A 15,379-nucleotide genomic window follows, 5' to 3' on the forward strand; every position below is an offset into this window, starting at 1 on the left:
CTGCTCTCAGACTTGGGGGTCGGGTTCCGGCTCTGGCCTATGCACGATCGACACCAGCACGATGGAGATGATCATCAGCAGGAACCAGCTGCCCAGCTTCTCCAGCCCCACCATCTCCCAGCCCGCCTCCTGACCTGGATAGGCCCAGGCGCGACCGAAGGTGGCCAGGTTCTCGGCGAACCAGATGAACAGGGCGACCAGGAAATAGCCCAGCAGCAAAGGCATCCTCCGCCGTTCCCGGTCGGCCGTGAAATAGAACCAGCCCGGTCCGAATAGCAGCGCGGTGGCGATAAACAGGGCGATCCGCACATCCGGCAGCCAGTGATGGGCGAAGAAGTTGATGTAGATCGCCGCCGCCAGCACCCAAGTCGACCACATCGGCGGATAGCGCCGCACCCGAATGTGAAAGATCCGCTGCACCCGCGCGATATAGCTGCCCACCGCCGCATACATGAAGCCCGAGAACAGCGGCACCATTCCGATGCGCAGCACGCTGTCCTCCGGATAGACCCAGGAGCCGTGATACGTCTTGAACAGCTCCATGATCGTGCCGGCGATGTGGAACAGGAAGATGACCCGCGCCTCCTCCCAGCTTTCCAGCTTGAAGATCAGCATCCCCGCCTGAATGGCCAGCGCACCGACGACCAGAAAGTCATACCGGCTGATCGCGGCCTGGTCCGGCCACAGCAGAAAGGTGCCCACGATCATGACCAGCATCAGCCCGCCGAACAGACAGGCCCAGGCCTGTTTGAAGCCGAACATCAGGAACTCGAAACCGTAGCGACTCCACGCAGCCCGGTCGGCCCGCGCCTTGGCGCGCTCCAGCCAGAGGCGGCCCCGGGATTCGAGCGGAAGGCGGCGGGAAGCAGTCATCGGCCGAAGCTAGGCCGATGCGTGGGTGCTGCGATAGCCAAGGGATGAAAAACGTGTGCAGTCCGCCCGGCCTGGGCCAAGATGCACAATGACGCGGCCACTCCCGCGTCGCCGCCGCGCATCGGGAAACACCATGTCACATCCTGAACACCCGACCACGTCTGCGCTACCCAGACTGGCTGTAGGCCTCGGCTATGCGGGCCTAGTGCCACAAGTCGCCGCCTTGGTTCTGATCATGTCCGGCGGACCGGAGTGGCGGTTTGCGGCGTTGAGCATGGCCTTTGCCTATGCGGCGCTGATCTACAGCTTTCTGGGCGGGGTCTGGTGGGGACTAGCGGCGCGGTCGCCTGCCCAAGCGCCCCGCTGGATATGGAGTGTCAGCATCCTGCCGTCGCTGATCGCCTTGGCCTGCGCCTGGCCCTGGGCAGTCGGTGGCGACTGGCCTGGTCCGTCGCTGATCGTATTGGGCATTGCGCTCGCTTCCAGTATCGTCGTCGATATCACCCTGTCTCGTGCAGGGCTGACACCCACGCGATGGCTATCGCTCAGAGTTCCGCTTTCTCTGGGACTTGGCGGGCTGACCCTGGCCGCTGGCTTTGCAACGACTTTGACCGGCTGACGCGCGGCCGTTCCTACCCCCGCCCGCGATAGGTCGGCACGCCCTGGTCGGGCAGCCATAGACCCTCTGGAGCCGGGCCTGTCTGCCAAAAGACGTCGATGGGAATGCCACCGCGCGGGTACCAGTAGCCGCCGATGCGCAGCCAGGTCGGCTGTAGCAGGTCGGCCAGCCGCTTGCCGATGGCGACGGTGCAATCCTCGTGGAAGGCCCCGTGGTTGCGGAAGCTGGTCAGGTACAGCTTCAGGCTCTTCGACTCCACCAGCCAGTCGCCAGGCGCATAGTCGATGACGATATGGGCAAAGTCCGGCTGGGCCGTGACGGGACACAGGCTGGTGAATTCCGGCACCGTGAACCGCGCCAGATACAGGGTGTCCGGATGCGGATTGGGCACCCGCTCCAGCACGGCGGTTTCCGGGCTGGCCGGGGCGGCGATCATCTGGCCGAGCTGGGACAGGGAAGAGGTGTCTGTGGTCATTCCCCGTCCTACCGCCATCGCGTCCGCCCGTCACGCCTGCGCGTCATCAGCGATGCGTCCGCGATTGACGCCGGCCTACGGTAGAAACCTCCTCGCCGACGTGGAGGACGGCCCAGGTGGACTGAGTGGACTGAGTGGACTCTCTTTTTCGCATTTGCCTTACCCCGCGACAGCCCGCTATCCGTAGTCAAAGAAAACCAGGGGAAACGTCATGGCCATTCCGGCGTCACTGCAAAAGGGTCTGAAGCTGCCGGTGATCGCGGCACCCATGTTCCTGGTCTCCGGGCCGGATCTGGTGGTCGAGACCTGCAATGCCGGGGCTATCGGGACCTTTCCGTCGCTGAACCAGCGCACGACCGAGGGCTATCGGGAATGGTTGCACGAGATCAAAGGGCGCCTGACGCCCGATGCCGCCGCCTACGGCGTCAACCACATCGTCCACCCGACCAATCCGCGCCTGATGGCCGACATGATGGTGTCGGTCGAGGAGAAGGTGCCGCTGATCATCACCTCGCTGGGAGCCGTGCGCGACGTGGTCGAGGCGGTGCACGGCTATGGCGGCGTGGTCTTTCACGACATCGCCAATGTGCGTCATGCGCGAAAGGCTGCCGAGGCCGGGGTCGACGGACTGATTCTGGTCGCCAATGGCGCGGGCGGGCATGCCGGGGTGGTCAATCCGTTCGCCCTGAGCAACGAGGTGCGCGAGTTCTTCGACGGCACCATCCTGCTGTCCGGCTGTCTGTCGACGGGTCAGGACGTGGCGGGCGCGCTGATGCTGGGGGCCGACTTCGCCTATATGGGCACCCGCTTCATCTCCACGACGGAGTCCTCTGCCCAGGCCGAGTACAAGCAGATGGTGATCGACAGCGGCGCGACCGACATCACCTATACACCTGCGGTCTCGGGCATTCCGGCCAACTTCATGACCAAGTCGCTGCTGGACAACGGCATCGACCCCAAGACCCTGCCCGAGCACAAGTTGGACATGGGCGAGGAAGCCCGCGCCTGGAAGACCGTCTGGTCGGCTGGACAAGGCTCCGGCTCGGTTCACGACGTCGTTCCAGCGGGTGAGCTGGTGGCTCGCCTAACATCGGAATTTCATCAGGCCACGGCACAATTCGCCAAAGCGACCGCTTTCATCTAGGAACCCGACGCCTCTTTTTGCGTCTGGTGCCTCATGATCCGTTCCGCCCTCGCCGCCGTCCTTATAGCAGCCGTCGCCGCACCGGCCCTGGCCCAGGATGCCGAACCGCAGGACGTCCTGGCCAACTATGGTTCGGACCCCTGGAGCTTTGCCTTTGGCGCCGCGACCGACAACCGCTCGAAGGACGCCTCCAAGTCCGACGGCAACCCCTTCGTCTGGGGCGAAGCCGTCTGGGAAACCTCGGACGGGTTCTTCTACGCCGGCCCGGCTTTCGAGACGATCGACAGCTCGACCGGCTCGAACCTGGAAACCGACATCGGCGTCGGCATCCGGCCTCAGTTCGCCGGTTTCGACCTGGATCTGAACGCCACCCACAAATGGCAGATCGACGCCGATCAGGGGGCTGACGATGATGCGTGGGAGTTCACGGCCGACGTCTCGCGCTCCATCGGTCCGGCGGGCGCGCGCGTGCGCCTGCAACACTCGCCGGACGGCACCGGCTCGACCGAGGCCTGGACCTGGTACGAAGCGCGCGTCAGCTGGGACTTCACCGACAAACTGTCCGGCTCGACCGCCATCGGTCGACGCGAGCAGGACAACAGCATCGACTACACCGGCTGGAACGCGGGCTTCACCTATGCCCTGACCCAGACCCTGGAGGCAGACCTGCGCTGGCACGCCACGGACGCCAACGAGCCGGGCGAGCAATACAAGGACGGTCTGGTGTTCGGGATATCAGCGGCCTTCTAAGGGTCGCAATCAGCGTCGGCGGCCCTATATTGGTCACATGAGCAATCTTCGTCAGACCACCCTCGAACGCGCCTATGACCTGGCGCGCAGCGGCAGTTGCCGCACCGTAAGCGAGATCAAACAGGCCCTTTCCGCCGAAGGCTACGAGCGCATCCAGGACTCGCTCTACGGCCCCACACTGACCTCGGCCCTGCGCAAGCTGTGCCAGGAACACTACATCGCCGCGCCTGAGGAAGAGACCCCGGACGAAGCTCCGGCTTGATTTCGCCACGCGGACCCGTCATGATCGTGAACGTCGATCTTACTGCGTAACGCCACCCTCTGCTTTCGCACCGAGGTCCAGCCGCTCCCATACAGACCCGACAGGCCTCCAGGGATGTTCCCTGCGGCCAACGCCAAAAGGAGGTCTATTATGGCTACCGGCACCGTGAAATGGTTCAACTCCACCAAGGGCTACGGCTTCATCCAGCCTGACGACGGCGGCAAGGACGTGTTCGTGCACATCTCGGCCGTTGAACAGGCCGGCCTGCGCGGCCTGGACGAAAACCAGAAGGTTTCCTACGAAATCGAGCGCGACAAACGTTCGGGCAAGGAATCGGCTGGTCAACTGAAGACCGAGGGCTGAACCCCTTCGCGTTGATCTGATCGACGCGTGATTTCAGACGGCGGCGAGGGCTTTCAGCCTTCGCCGCCGTTTTTGTTTGGGGGTCGAAACACCGAATTTCACGCCCGGTTCCGCCCCGTGGCCAGAGGTCGCATATCGCGGTTTTGGCGCATCTTCTGCGGGCCAGCCTTCGTCTCTCCCGCGCAGCCGCACAGACGGCCTGTTCAGGAGAGACCCCGATGACCTTCAATCCCACACGCCTCGCCCTCGTTGCCGCCCTCGCCGCTGGCGCTCTGACCACTGCCGCCTGTGGCTCGATGGACAGCATGGACTCCATGTCCTCCGGCGCAGAAGCTCAAGGCACCGTCATGGTCGGCGGTGCCGCCATGTATCCGACCCGCAATATCGTCGAGAACGCCGTCAATTCGGCCGATCACACGACCCTGGTCGCCGCCGTGACCGCCGCAGGCCTGGCACCGACCCTGTCAGGGCCGGGTCCGTTCACGGTCTTTGCCCCGACCAACGCCGCCTTTGCCAAACTGCCTGCCGGTACGGTCGACACCCTGGTCCAGCCTGCCAACCGCGCGACCCTGACCAAGATCCTGACCTATCATGTGGTACCCGGCCGGGTCAGCGCCGCTGACCTGACGGCACAGATCCGCGCAGGCGGTGGCCAGGCTCGCCTGACCACGGTCGAGGGCGGCACGCTGACCGCCTCGGTCCGCAATGGTTCGGTCATCCTGACCGATGAAATGGGCGGCGTGGCGACCGTCACGCAGGCCGATGTCTTCCAGTCGAATGGCGTCATCCACGTCACCGACACCGTCTCCATGCCCAACTAAGAGCGTTTCGGCGGGGTGCTCCAAAGGGCACCCCGTCATCCCTTTTGGACAAGCACCTTGCTATTCCGGGGGAAAGGGCCCACCTGTGTACTCGTCGATCTCACTTGCGAAACGCTGCTGCCCCTTTGCATCGCGCACCGAGGTCCAAAGCCGATCCCATCCAGACCCGACAGGCCGACCCGGAACCTCTTCCGGCGGTCAACGCCTAACGGAGGTCTCAAAATGGCTACCGGCACTGTAAAATGGTATAACTCCACCAAGGGCTACGGCTTCATCCAGCCTGACGACGGCGGCAAGGACGTTTTCGTTCACGCTTCGGCTGTTGAAGTTTCGGACCTCGGTTCGCTCAACGAAAACCAGAAGGTTTCCTACGAAATCGAGCGCGACTCGCGTTCGGGCAAGGAATCTGCCGGTCGCCTGAAGGCCGCCGAATAGTTTTCGATACCCTTTAGCCAGGCTCATCCTGGCTGGCGGACGGGCCGGCCTCTGCAAGGGGACCGGCCCGTTTGCATTTAGCTCCGCGCCACGGCCCCCCGACGAACCGGAATGCCTAGCGAGGATGCCCATATCTGGCGCTCAGGTAGCGAGCCTCTGCGAGGCGAGCGATAGCGCCCTTCAAAGAAGGATCACGCCATGACCCCCCTGGCCGAAAAACTGCCGACAATGAGCGACGCCGACCTGAAGGCCCTGCGCGCCAATGCCGCCCGCATGGTCGGTCACGGCTCGCCTGTTCAGGCGACAACCGCTGCCGACATCATCCCGCTGATCGACGACGAGGTTGTGCGCCGCGCCGGCTTGCCCGCCGCCGCCCCCAAGAAGCGCGCACCCGCCAAGAAGAAGGTCGTGCCCGCGTCCGGACACCAGACCGCCCTGCCGTCCAAGGTCGCCTGACCTTGGGAGAGAGCGCCTTCAGCCGAGGGCCTGATCCAGATCGGCGATCAGGTCTTCGACCTCTTCCACACCAACCGACAGGCGGATCAGGTTATCGGTGACGCCGCCCGCCTCACGAACCTCCTTCGGCACAGAGGCGTGGGTCATGATGGCCGGGTGGTTGACCAGGCTTTCGACCCCACCCAACGATTCCGCCAGGGTGAAGACCTGCACCCGCTCCAGCACCTCGCGCGTCCGCGCCAGGTCGCCGTCGAGAATCACCGTCACCATGCCCCCGAACCGCCCGTTCATCTGACGCGCGGCGAGGTCGTGCTGGGGATGGGTGATCAGGCCCGGGTAGATGACCTGAGCCACACCGGATTTGCGGTCTTCCAGCCAGCGGGCGACGGCCAAGGCGTTCTCGTTGTGGGCCTTCATGCGTAGGCCCAAGGTCTTCAGGCCGCGATTGGCCAGGAAGGCATCGAACGGTCCCATCACGCCGCCGATCGAATTCTGCAGGAACTTGATCTCTTTGGCCAAGTCCGGGTTTGCCGTCACCAGCGCCCCACCGATGATGTCCGAGTGGCCGTTCAGATATTTGGTCGCCGAATGCATGACGATGTCGGCCCCCAGCGCCAGCGGCTGCTGGCTGAAAGGCGTGGCGAAGGTGTTGTCGACGACCAGCAAGATGCCATGCGCCCTGGCGATCGCCGACAGGGCGGAGATGTCGGCCAGCTTCATCATCGGATTGGTCGGGGTCTCCACCCACAGCATCTTCGTCTTCGGCGTGATGGCGGCCTCGACGGCGGCCAGGTCGCTGAGATCGACATAGGCGAAATCCAGCCCCATCGAGCGGCGGCGAACGCGCTCGAACAGACGCCATGAACCGCCGTACAGATCGTCGCCCGTGACGATGTGCGACCCGGCATCCAGCAGTTCCAGTGCCGTCGAGGTCGCCGCCATTCCGCTCGCAAAGCCGAAGCCGTGGGTTCCGCCTTCCAGGTCGGCCAGGCACGCCTCGAAGGCTTCGCGCGTCGGGTTCTTGCCCCGTGCGTATTCATACCCCTTGTTCACGCCCGGGCTTTCCTGGGCATAGGTCGAGGTGGCGTAGATCGGGGTCATGACCGCGCCGGTCGTCGGGTCGGGACGCTGGCCGGCGTGAATCGCGCGGGTGGAGAAGCCCTGGGCGTTCTTGAGCGTAGTCATCGGATATCCTCGTTTTCGTCTGGACTGGAGGCATCCTGCTCCAAGAAGGTGCGCGTCCGGCTCATGACCGAGCACCAGGTCGGCAAGTCGTACTGATGCCCGTCAAAGTCCAGAGCCTGAACATCGACCCTGGCCCCTCGCTGTCGGAGGCTGTCGGCCATGGCCAGGCTGGCACGTACCGGAACGGCTTCGTCGCTCCGGGCATGCAGCACCAGGGCCGCGACGTCACGGCCCTCGAACGAGACGTCCGCCGAGCCTCCCCCTGCAGCCAGGATCATGCGCCGAACGGGACTGCCCGGAACCGTGGCCGCGCTGACGGCCACCCCGGCACCGCGCGAATAGCCCCAAAGCGCCACACGGCCCCGCTCAGCGCCGGGGCGTCCCTCAAGCTCGCCGAGTGCATCGAGCGCCACCTGTCGCCACGCCCGCGCCGTCACAGTGCGGCGCGTGGGGTCCGGGGCGGCCGCGTCGAAATAGGCCGGCAGAAGAACATGATAGCCCCGCGACGCCAGCTGGATGGCGTGGGCGTCGAACAGGATGGAGTTCATTTCGAACCCTGTACCGCCATGCAGCAAGACTATGCCCAGACCATTGGGCGTGCCGCGCGGCGCATACAGATGGGCGCGGATCGCACGCCCCCGGCTATCGAAGGTGATCGACTGACGCGAGGCCCGGACCTGCACATCGTCTGCACAGCCGGGGATGCCGACCTGTGGCGGGGTCTGAACAGACTGCGCGTAGCCCGGCGATGTGGCTGAGGCCGCCACCGCCAGGACCACTGCGATCAGCGGCACCCGCATAGCTACCGGTTCAGGCTGAGGTGGTTGATCAGGTCAACACGGGCGATCAGGCCGACGAACTGCTCGCCGTCCAGCACCAGGGCCACCCGGTCGCGGTCGAACAGGGGGATAAGGGCGTCCAGCGGCTCGCCCACCTGAACCGTGTCCAGATCCCGCGTCATGACCTCACCCACCGGCTTGGCGAAGCGGGCCTGGCGGGTGATCTCGTCGGTATTCATGACATGCACGATGTCGCTTTCGTCCAGAATACCGACCAGCCGCCCGTCCTGAATGATCGGCAGCTGTGAGACGTCGGCACCGCGCATCCGCTTGAAGGCTGTGTCCAGAGTGTCGTCCGGCCCGGCCACGACCACGTCGCCGTTTGCGTATTTGCGGGTGATCAGGTCCGACAGGTCGCCATGGAGCTCGCGTTCGCCCAACCCCTGATCGGCCAGCCAGGCATCATTGTAGACCTTCGACAGATATTTGGCACCGGTGTCGCAGACGAAGGTCACCACACGCCTGGGCTCTGTCTGCTCGCGGCACCAGCGCAGGGCGGCGGCGATCAGGGTGCCTGACGAAGATCCCGCCAGAATGCCTTCCTTCAGCAGCAGGTCCCGCACCGTCGAGATCGCCTCGCTGTCGGGGATCGAATAGGCCTTGTCGATAAGGCTCATGTCCGCCGTGTCCGGCACGAAATTCTGACCGATGCCCTCGACGGTGTAGCTGCCTTCCGGGCTGGGGACACCATCGTTGACGATGCCGGCCAGGACCGAACCGACCGGGTCGGCCAGAATGATCTGGGCGTTCGAGCCCTGGCTTTTCAGATACTGGGCCACGCCGGTGATCGTGCCGCCTGAGCCGATGCCGGCAACATAGGCGTCGATGTCGTGCCCCATCTGCTCCCAGATTTCCGGGCCTGTGGTCCGAACGTGCGCCTCTGAGTTTGCCGTGTTGGCGAACTGGTTGACGAAGAATCCGCCCGGGATCTGCTGCGCCAGTCGCTCGGCCATGTCTGTGTAATATTCCGGGTGGCCGTGATCGACGTCCGACCGGGTCAGCCGCACATCGGCCCCCATGGCGCGCAGATGCTGGATTTTTTCCTTGGACATCTTGTCCGGAATGACCAGAAGCACCTTATAGCCTTTGGCCTGACCGACCAGCGTCAGCGCCAGACCCGTGTTGCCAGCCGTCGCCTCGACGATGGTGCCACCGGGCTTCAGATATCCCTCCCGTTCAGCCGCATCGATCATCGACAGGGCGATACGGTCCTTGATCGAACCGCCGGGGTTCTGGGCCTCCAGCTTGAGGAACAGGCGGCACGGGCCGGTATCGATCTTGGTCACCTCCACCATCGGCGTCTTGCCGATCAGGTCCAGCAAGGAACCGGTCGGACCGGACAGGACGGGCGTGGGGGCCAAAGACATTCATAACTCCGAGGGACGTTCGCGCCGGAAGCTAGGCGCGCCTCCCCCTCATCACAACACGCCGCGCGAGAATTTGACCTCTCGAAGAGAGCCAAAGCGCGGTATCAAGGATTCCAAATGACAAAATCATCCAGCCGGCCACCCGCCGGCCTCCCCGATCCGGACACCCTGCTGGCTTTCCTGCGCGAGGCGGGCACGGCTGAGAAAACCGATATTGCCCGACACTTCGGCCTGAAGGGCCATGAGCGGCGCATGCTGCGCGAAATGATCCGGGAACTTGAAGCCGCTGGCAAACTGGGCAAGCGCGGCCGCAAGGGCTTTGCCGAGGTCGGGGCCCTGCCCCCGGTCGGTGTGGCCGACGTCAGCGAGCGCGACACGGACGGCGACCTCTATGTGCGGCTGGTCGAGGCTTCGAACGACGCCCCACGCGCTGTGCTGGTGCCTGACAAGACCGGCAAGACGGGACCTGCCGTGGGGCTGGGCGCGCGTGTCCTGGCCAAGTTCGAGCGCGGCCCCGATGGCTGGGAAGCCCGGATCATCAAGGTTCTGGATACCGACACCAACCGCGTTCTGGGCGTCATCCGCAAGTCGAACCGCGAGGTGCGGGTCGAGCCCGTCGACCGCCGCTCCAAGGACGTGCTGTTCGTGCCGCCCGCCCAGGCCGAAAGCCTGAAGGACGGCGATCTGGTGTTCGCCTCCATTGAAAAGGGCGACCACCGCTACGGCCCCAAGCGCGGCAAGATCCTGGAGATCATCGGCCGCGAGGACGATCCCCGTGCTGCCTCCCTGATCGCCATCGCTGCCAACAAGGTGCCGATGGGCTTCTCCGAAGCGGTGGAGAAGGAGGCCGAGGATCAGGAACTGCCGTCGTTGAAAGGGCGCGAGGACCTGCGCGACCTGCCGCTGGTCACCATCGACCCGGCCGATGCACGCGACCACGACGATGCCGTCTATGCCATGCGGGACGACGACCCGAAGAACCCTGACGGCTGGGTGGTATGGGTCGCCATCGCCGACGTGGCCGCATACGTCCGGCCCGGCACAAATCTGGACCGCGAGGCGCGCGACAAGGGCAACTCCACCTACTTCCCCGACCGCGTCGAACCCATGCTGCCCGAACGGCTGTCGAACGGCCTGTGCAGCCTGAAGGAGGGCGAGAACCGCGCCTGCATGGCCGTGAGGATGGTCTTCGACAAGGACGGACGGAAGACTGGGCACAAGTTCGTGCGCGGCCTGATGAGGTCGCACGCCAAGCTGTCGTACGAACAGGCGCAGTCGGCGATCGACGGCCAGCCTGACGACACCACCGGCCCAATCATGGACGCGATCCTGACGCCACTGTGGGCGGCTTATCACACCATGCTGAAGGGGCGTCTGAAGCGCAGTCCGCTGGCGATCGAAAGCCCCGAACGGCGCATCCGCATGACGCCCGACGGCCAGATCGCCTCCATCGAACCGCGCGTCAGCCTGGAAGCGCACCGGCTGATCGAGGAAATGATGATCCAGGCCAATGTCTGTGCCGCCCAGACGCTGGAGCAGAAACGTACCCCGCTGATCTATCGCATTCACGAGACGCCCAGCCAGGAGAAGACCTTCAACCTGGCCGACTTCCTGCAGACCATCGGCAAGCCGTGGGACAAGGGACAGGCTCCGACCACCAAACGACTGAACGCCCTGCTGGACGAGGCGCGCGACGGGCCGCACGCCGAGGTCGTCAATGAGGTGGTCCTGCGGTCGCAGATGCAGGCGATCTATTCGCCCGAGAACATCGGCCACTTCGGTCTGAACCTGGACAGATATGCCCACTTCACCTCGCCGATCCGGCGGTATTCCGACCTGATCGTGCACCGGGGCCTGATCCGGGCGCTCAATCTGGGCAAGGACGGGCTGACCGACCGAGAGATCGCCGAACTGCCTGCCATCGCCGAACAGGTGACCCAGACCGAGCGTCGGTCGATGGCCGCCGAACGCGCCGCCATGGACCGCTCCATGGCCGCCTTCCTGTCCGAGCGCGTGGGCGCGACCTTCACCGGACGGATCACCGGCGTGACCCGGTTCGGTCTGTTCATCCGCCTGGACGAGACAGGAGCCGACGGACTGGTGCCGGTGTCGTCGCTGGGCGGCGAGTATTTCCATCATGACGACAAGGCTCACGCCCTGGTCGGCGAACGCAGCGGCCAGCGCTGGACCCTGGGCCGCAATGTGGAGGTCAAGCTGCAGGAGGCCACGCCGATCACCGGCGGCCTGGTGTTCGAAATGCTGTCCGATCCTGCCCCGCGCGATCCCAACGCCCCCGCTCCCCGGCTGGGTGTCCGGGCGCGCAGTCCGGGCGGCACTGGTTTTCCCAAGCGGGGAGCCAACCGCCCCGGCGGACCCAAGCCCGGCAAGGGTGGTCGCGGCGGCAAGCCTTCAGGCGGCCTGAAGGGGGTGCGCAAGGGCAAGAGGAAGTGACTGGATCACCCGCATTCCTCCCCCATCGGGGGAGGGGGACCGCCCACAGGGTGGTGGAGGGGGCCACCCCTATCCACCGGCTTTTGCGGCTTGCCCCCTCCACCACTTCGTGGTCCCCCTCCCCCGATGGGGGAGGAATGCGATGAGCCAACCCTTCGACGCCGCACAGGACATGAAAGACGCCCCGCACACCGGTGGGCGTCAGCGGCCAAAAGATGCGGCGACCCTGATCCTCACCCGAGGCACATCCGGATCGACCGAAGTGCTGATGGGCCGCCGCGCACCCGGCCATGTCTTCATGGCGTCGAAATGGGTCTTTCCCGGCGGACGGATCGAGCGGGCGGATTACAGCGCGGCGTCGGCCACCGATCTGCCGCATCAGGACGCCGCCCGCCTGGCCCGCGAGGGCAATGCCCGCCGCGCCCGCGCCCTGGCCCTGACATCCGTACGCGAAACCTTCGAGGAGACGGGCCTGATGCTGGCCGAGGCCGCGCCGGTCGCTTCGGTTGCCGGGCCTTGGCGGGAGTTTCGCGCGGTCGGGGCTCTGCCCGACTTGGCAGCCCTGTCTTATGTAGCCCGCGCCATCACGCCGCCGGGACGGACGCGCCGTTTCGACGCCCGTTTCTTCATGGCCGATGCGAAGGCCTTGCTGCATCCCGAACCGACGGCGGGTTCGGGCGAACTGGACGAGATCGCCTGGATGCCATTGGTGGAAGCGCGGGCGCTGGACCTGCCCGCGATCACGCGCTTCGTACTGGGCGAAATGGCCGAGAGGCTCGTGCAGCCACGTCGCCCGCTGCCGTTCGTGCGCATGGTTCGCGGTGCCCACCATGTCGAGCATCAGGATTGAGCCCATGGCCGACACGCCCATCACCTTGCGCCTCACCATCGCCGATCCGGTCGCGGGGCTGCACTACAGTTTGCAGGACAAGACGAATGCGCCGGTCGATGCGGTGATTGCAGGCGAGGGTCCGCTGTCTTTCGACGTGCCCGTCCGGCTGTCGGATGACGGGAGGATGCTGGGGCCGTTCGTACGCACCGAGGGGCCGACGCGGCGCTTCGTCTACATCGCCATCGGTGGTCAGGCGGGAGGCGACGAACGGGTGTTCAGCCGCAGAGCCAAGATCGATGTGCACGACATTCCGCGCGAGCTGCTGGTCCTCGCGCGGCAGGGAAAGGTGCTGGAGGCGGTGCTGCCTGGCCGCGGCAAGGACGGCACACCGGCCTGCGCGACGGTTCGACCGCTGCATCCCTGGCGTCAGGTCTGAACAGGTCGGTGCCGATAGACGCCGCCCAAGCCTCAGCGTAAGCCTGTGGCCATGACGCCGATGAACATCGTGGGATACGGGGTCTATGCCCCGCGCGAGCGACGCCCGTCCGAGGCGCTGGATGTCGTCTTCGGACAGCCCGCCGGCTGGACGCAGGAGCAGTTCGGGATCGCGGCCCGTGGCGTGGCTGCGGCCGACGAAACCACCTCCATGATGGGGGCCGAGGCCGCCCGGCGCGCCCTGACCTACGCGGGCTGGCGTGACGGCGAGTTCGACGTCCTGATCGGAGCGTGCGCGGTCATGGAGCAGCCCATTCCAGGCACGTCCATCCTGATCCAGCAGGCGCTCGGTCTGGGCAAATCCGGCATCTGGGCGTTCGACGTCAACCAGACCTGCCTGTCCTTCGTGACGGCGCTGGACATCGCCGCCATGGGATTTGCGACCGGCCGGTTCCGCCGCGCCGTCATCGTGGCCAGCGATATCGCTTCGGCCGGGCTGGACTGGGAGACGCCGGGGTCTGCGGCCATTTTCGGAGACGGCGCGGCGGCGATCTGCGTTGAGGCGACGGACGATCCGTCCGGCCCGGGGCTGCTGTCGCGGGGGTTCGAGAGCTATGGCGAGGGCAAGGACCTGGCCACGCTGAAATCCGGCGGCACCCGCATCCGCATCGACCATGGGCTGCAAGCCCTGCGCGAAGGGGCCAAGTTTCACATGGACGCCTTTGGCATCTTCAAGGCCGCAGCGCGCTCCCTGCCCCGCCTGATCGATCAAGTGCTGGGCGAGGCCGGGCTGACGCGCGAGACCGTCGATCTGGTCATCTGCCATCAGGCCAGCGCGCCTGGCGTCGAACACGTGCGGCGGTTGATGGGGGGTGATCCCGCGCGGGTCGTCGATATCTTCGCCACCCACGGCAACCAGATCGCGGCCTCCCTGCCGACGGCCCTGGTCGAGGCGAAGGCACACGGCTTGGTACGCCCCGGCAGCACGGTGCTGATGCTGGGCACGGCGGCCGGGATCAGTGCTGCGGCCATGGTGCTGCGGACATGAGAAGGGCGCTTGTCACCGGTGCGACGGGCGGGCTGGGCATTGCTCTCGTGCAGACCCTGCTGGACGCAGGCTATGCGGTCAGGGCCACGGGTCGCCAGCCTGCGGCTCTGGCGCGGCTGGCGACCATGGGAGCCGAGGCGGTCGCGGCCGATCTGCTGGAGACCGATCTGGCTGTCCTCTGTGCCGACCGCGATGTCGTCTTTCACGTGGCCGGCCTGTCTAGTCCCTGGGGCCCGGATCAGGCTTTCGACCTGGCCAATGTCGAGGCGACACGGCGGCTATTGGCAGCGGCGCAGGCCGCGGGCGTCGGCAGTTTCGCCTTCGTCTCCTCGCCTTCCGTCTATGCCCGCTGGCGCGACCAGACCGGCTTGACAGAGGCCACGCCTTGGCCCGATCGACCGCTGAATGCCTATGCCCGCACCAAGGGCGAAGCGGAAAAGATCGTTCTGGCCGCCGACCGGCCCGGTTTCCGCAGCGTCGCCATCCGTCCCCGTGCGCTGATCGGCCCAGACGATACGGTCCTGTTGCCGCGCATCCTGCGGCTGGTCCGCAAGGGGCGGTTCCCGCTGTTCCGCCGGGGCGAAGCTCTGGTCGAGTTGACCGATGTGCGCGATGGAGCTCGCGCCCTGATGCTGGCAGATCAGCACAGGGAGGCGGCGGGCGGACAGGCCATCAACATCTCCGGGGGGCGGCCCCTGCCGATCGCGACGCTGGTGAAGCGGCTGAGCGACAGGCTGGGCGTGCCGGTGAAGATCGTGCCCCTGCCGCTCTGGCTGGGACAGGCCCTGTCTGTCGTCTCCGACGCCGTCTGCCGCATCCTGCCAGGCCGACCAGAGCCGATCCTGACGCCCTACACCCTGTCGACCCTGGCCTGGTCGCAGGCATTCGACCTGACCAAGGCGCGCACCCTGCTGGGTTACGAGCCGGAGCATGACGCGGTCGAGACGGCCCTGGCCATCGCGCCCGATATGGCGTCCCGGTGAAGGCCTGCCGCGTCCACATCCTGAGAGCCGGGGCGTGTCGG

The 15,379-nt window shown here is 65.8% G+C and carries 18 protein-coding genes; 13 read left to right on the forward strand and 5 right to left on the reverse strand.

The annotated features are described in order from the left end of the window. Positions 1-6: 6 nt before the first annotated feature. The gene (locus tag AC4PRM_RS06940; protein WP_492039291.1) at positions 7-873 is read right to left on the reverse strand and encodes a DUF817 domain-containing protein; all 867 of its coding nucleotides are present in this window, start codon (positions 871-873) and stop codon (positions 7-9) included. A 133-nt stretch (positions 874-1,006) separates the two neighbouring features. Between AC4PRM_RS06940 and AC4PRM_RS06945 the strand changes: the two genes are divergently transcribed. Further along, a complete protein-coding gene (locus tag AC4PRM_RS06945) occupies positions 1,007-1,492 on the forward strand; it encodes a DUF3429 domain-containing protein (RefSeq protein ID WP_492039292.1) in 486 nt (161 codons plus the stop codon). Positions 1,493-1,505: 13 nt separating this feature from the next. On the opposite strand, the gene queF is transcribed toward AC4PRM_RS06945, so the two are convergent. Beyond that, positions 1,506-1,967, reverse strand: coding sequence for a preQ(1) synthase (gene queF, locus AC4PRM_RS06950; protein ID WP_487922654.1), 462 nt, complete (start codon positions 1,965-1,967; stop codon positions 1,506-1,508). Positions 1,968-2,178: 211 nt separating this feature from the next. Between queF and AC4PRM_RS06955 the strand changes: the two genes are divergently transcribed. From AC4PRM_RS06955 to AC4PRM_RS06985, 7 genes are all read left to right on the forward strand, one after another. Next, positions 2,179-3,111, forward strand: a complete 933-nt coding sequence (locus AC4PRM_RS06955) for an NAD(P)H-dependent flavin oxidoreductase (protein ID WP_492039293.1) — start codon at positions 2,179-2,181, stop codon at positions 3,109-3,111. A 33-nt stretch (positions 3,112-3,144) separates the two neighbouring features. Continuing rightward, positions 3,145-3,861 (forward strand): TorF family putative porin, encoded by a 717-nt coding sequence (locus AC4PRM_RS06960; protein ID WP_492039294.1) that lies wholly within the window; start codon positions 3,145-3,147, stop codon positions 3,859-3,861. Between the two features lie 37 nt (positions 3,862-3,898). Then, positions 3,899-4,123 (forward strand): hypothetical protein, encoded by a 225-nt coding sequence (locus AC4PRM_RS06965; protein WP_373257839.1) that lies wholly within the window; start codon positions 3,899-3,901, stop codon positions 4,121-4,123. Positions 4,124-4,273: 150 nt separating this feature from the next. Then, positions 4,274-4,486, forward strand: a complete 213-nt coding sequence (locus AC4PRM_RS06970) for a cold-shock protein (RefSeq protein ID WP_055828888.1) — start codon at positions 4,274-4,276, stop codon at positions 4,484-4,486. A gap of 218 nt (positions 4,487-4,704) precedes the next feature. Then, positions 4,705-5,307 carry a fasciclin domain-containing protein gene (locus AC4PRM_RS06975; protein ID WP_492039295.1) on the forward strand — a complete coding sequence of 201 codons (603 nt, stop codon included), beginning with the start codon at positions 4,705-4,707 and terminating at the stop codon, positions 5,305-5,307. 222 nt (positions 5,308-5,529) lie between these two features. Continuing rightward, positions 5,530-5,742, forward strand: coding sequence for a cold-shock protein (locus tag AC4PRM_RS06980; protein WP_292174515.1), 213 nt, complete (start codon positions 5,530-5,532; stop codon positions 5,740-5,742). Between the two features lie 198 nt (positions 5,743-5,940). Then, positions 5,941-6,198 (forward strand): hypothetical protein, encoded by a 258-nt coding sequence (locus tag AC4PRM_RS06985; RefSeq protein ID WP_292174513.1) that lies wholly within the window; start codon positions 5,941-5,943, stop codon positions 6,196-6,198. Positions 6,199-6,216: 18 nt separating this feature from the next. On the opposite strand, the gene AC4PRM_RS06990 is transcribed toward AC4PRM_RS06985, so the two are convergent. From AC4PRM_RS06990 to AC4PRM_RS07000, 3 genes are read right to left on the reverse strand one after another with little or no spacing between them, the layout of a single operon-like run. Further along, positions 6,217-7,383 (reverse strand): cystathionine gamma-synthase, encoded by a 1,167-nt coding sequence (locus AC4PRM_RS06990; RefSeq protein WP_492039296.1) that lies wholly within the window; start codon positions 7,381-7,383, stop codon positions 6,217-6,219. Next, positions 7,380-8,183 carry an alpha/beta hydrolase family protein gene (locus AC4PRM_RS06995; protein WP_492039297.1) on the reverse strand — a complete coding sequence of 268 codons (804 nt, stop codon included), beginning with the start codon at positions 8,181-8,183 and terminating at the stop codon, positions 7,380-7,382. The genes AC4PRM_RS06990 and AC4PRM_RS06995 overlap by 4 nt, the downstream gene beginning before the upstream one ends. 2 nt (positions 8,184-8,185) lie before the next feature. Then, positions 8,186-9,589 (reverse strand): pyridoxal-phosphate dependent enzyme, encoded by a 1,404-nt coding sequence (locus AC4PRM_RS07000; RefSeq protein WP_492039298.1) that lies wholly within the window; start codon positions 9,587-9,589, stop codon positions 8,186-8,188. 117 nt (positions 9,590-9,706) lie between these two features. Between AC4PRM_RS07000 and rnr the strand changes: the two genes are divergently transcribed. The 5 genes from rnr to AC4PRM_RS07025 all read left to right on the forward strand — a co-directional run bounded on the left by rnr (position 9,707) and on the right by AC4PRM_RS07025 (position 15,338). Next, entirely contained in the window at positions 9,707-12,040 is a 2,334-nt protein-coding gene (rnr, locus tag AC4PRM_RS07005; protein ID WP_492039299.1) for a ribonuclease R, read from the forward strand. 142 nt (positions 12,041-12,182) lie between these two features. After that, entirely contained in the window at positions 12,183-12,890 is a 708-nt protein-coding gene (locus AC4PRM_RS07010; RefSeq protein WP_492039300.1) for an NUDIX hydrolase, read from the forward strand. 4 nt (positions 12,891-12,894) lie between these two features. Continuing rightward, the gene (locus tag AC4PRM_RS07015) at positions 12,895-13,308 is read left to right on the forward strand and encodes a DUF5990 family protein (RefSeq protein WP_492039301.1); all 414 of its coding nucleotides are present in this window, start codon (positions 12,895-12,897) and stop codon (positions 13,306-13,308) included. A 51-nt stretch (positions 13,309-13,359) separates the two neighbouring features. Further along, entirely contained in the window at positions 13,360-14,355 is a 996-nt protein-coding gene (locus tag AC4PRM_RS07020; protein ID WP_492039302.1) for a 3-oxoacyl-[acyl-carrier-protein] synthase III C-terminal domain-containing protein, read from the forward strand. Beyond that, a complete protein-coding gene (locus tag AC4PRM_RS07025; protein ID WP_492039303.1) occupies positions 14,352-15,338 on the forward strand; it encodes an NAD-dependent epimerase/dehydratase family protein in 987 nt (328 codons plus the stop codon). The genes AC4PRM_RS07020 and AC4PRM_RS07025 overlap by 4 nt, the downstream gene beginning before the upstream one ends. Positions 15,339-15,379 lie beyond the last annotated feature (41 nt).

This window comes from Brevundimonas sp. DW-iso22 (assembly GCF_058725425.1).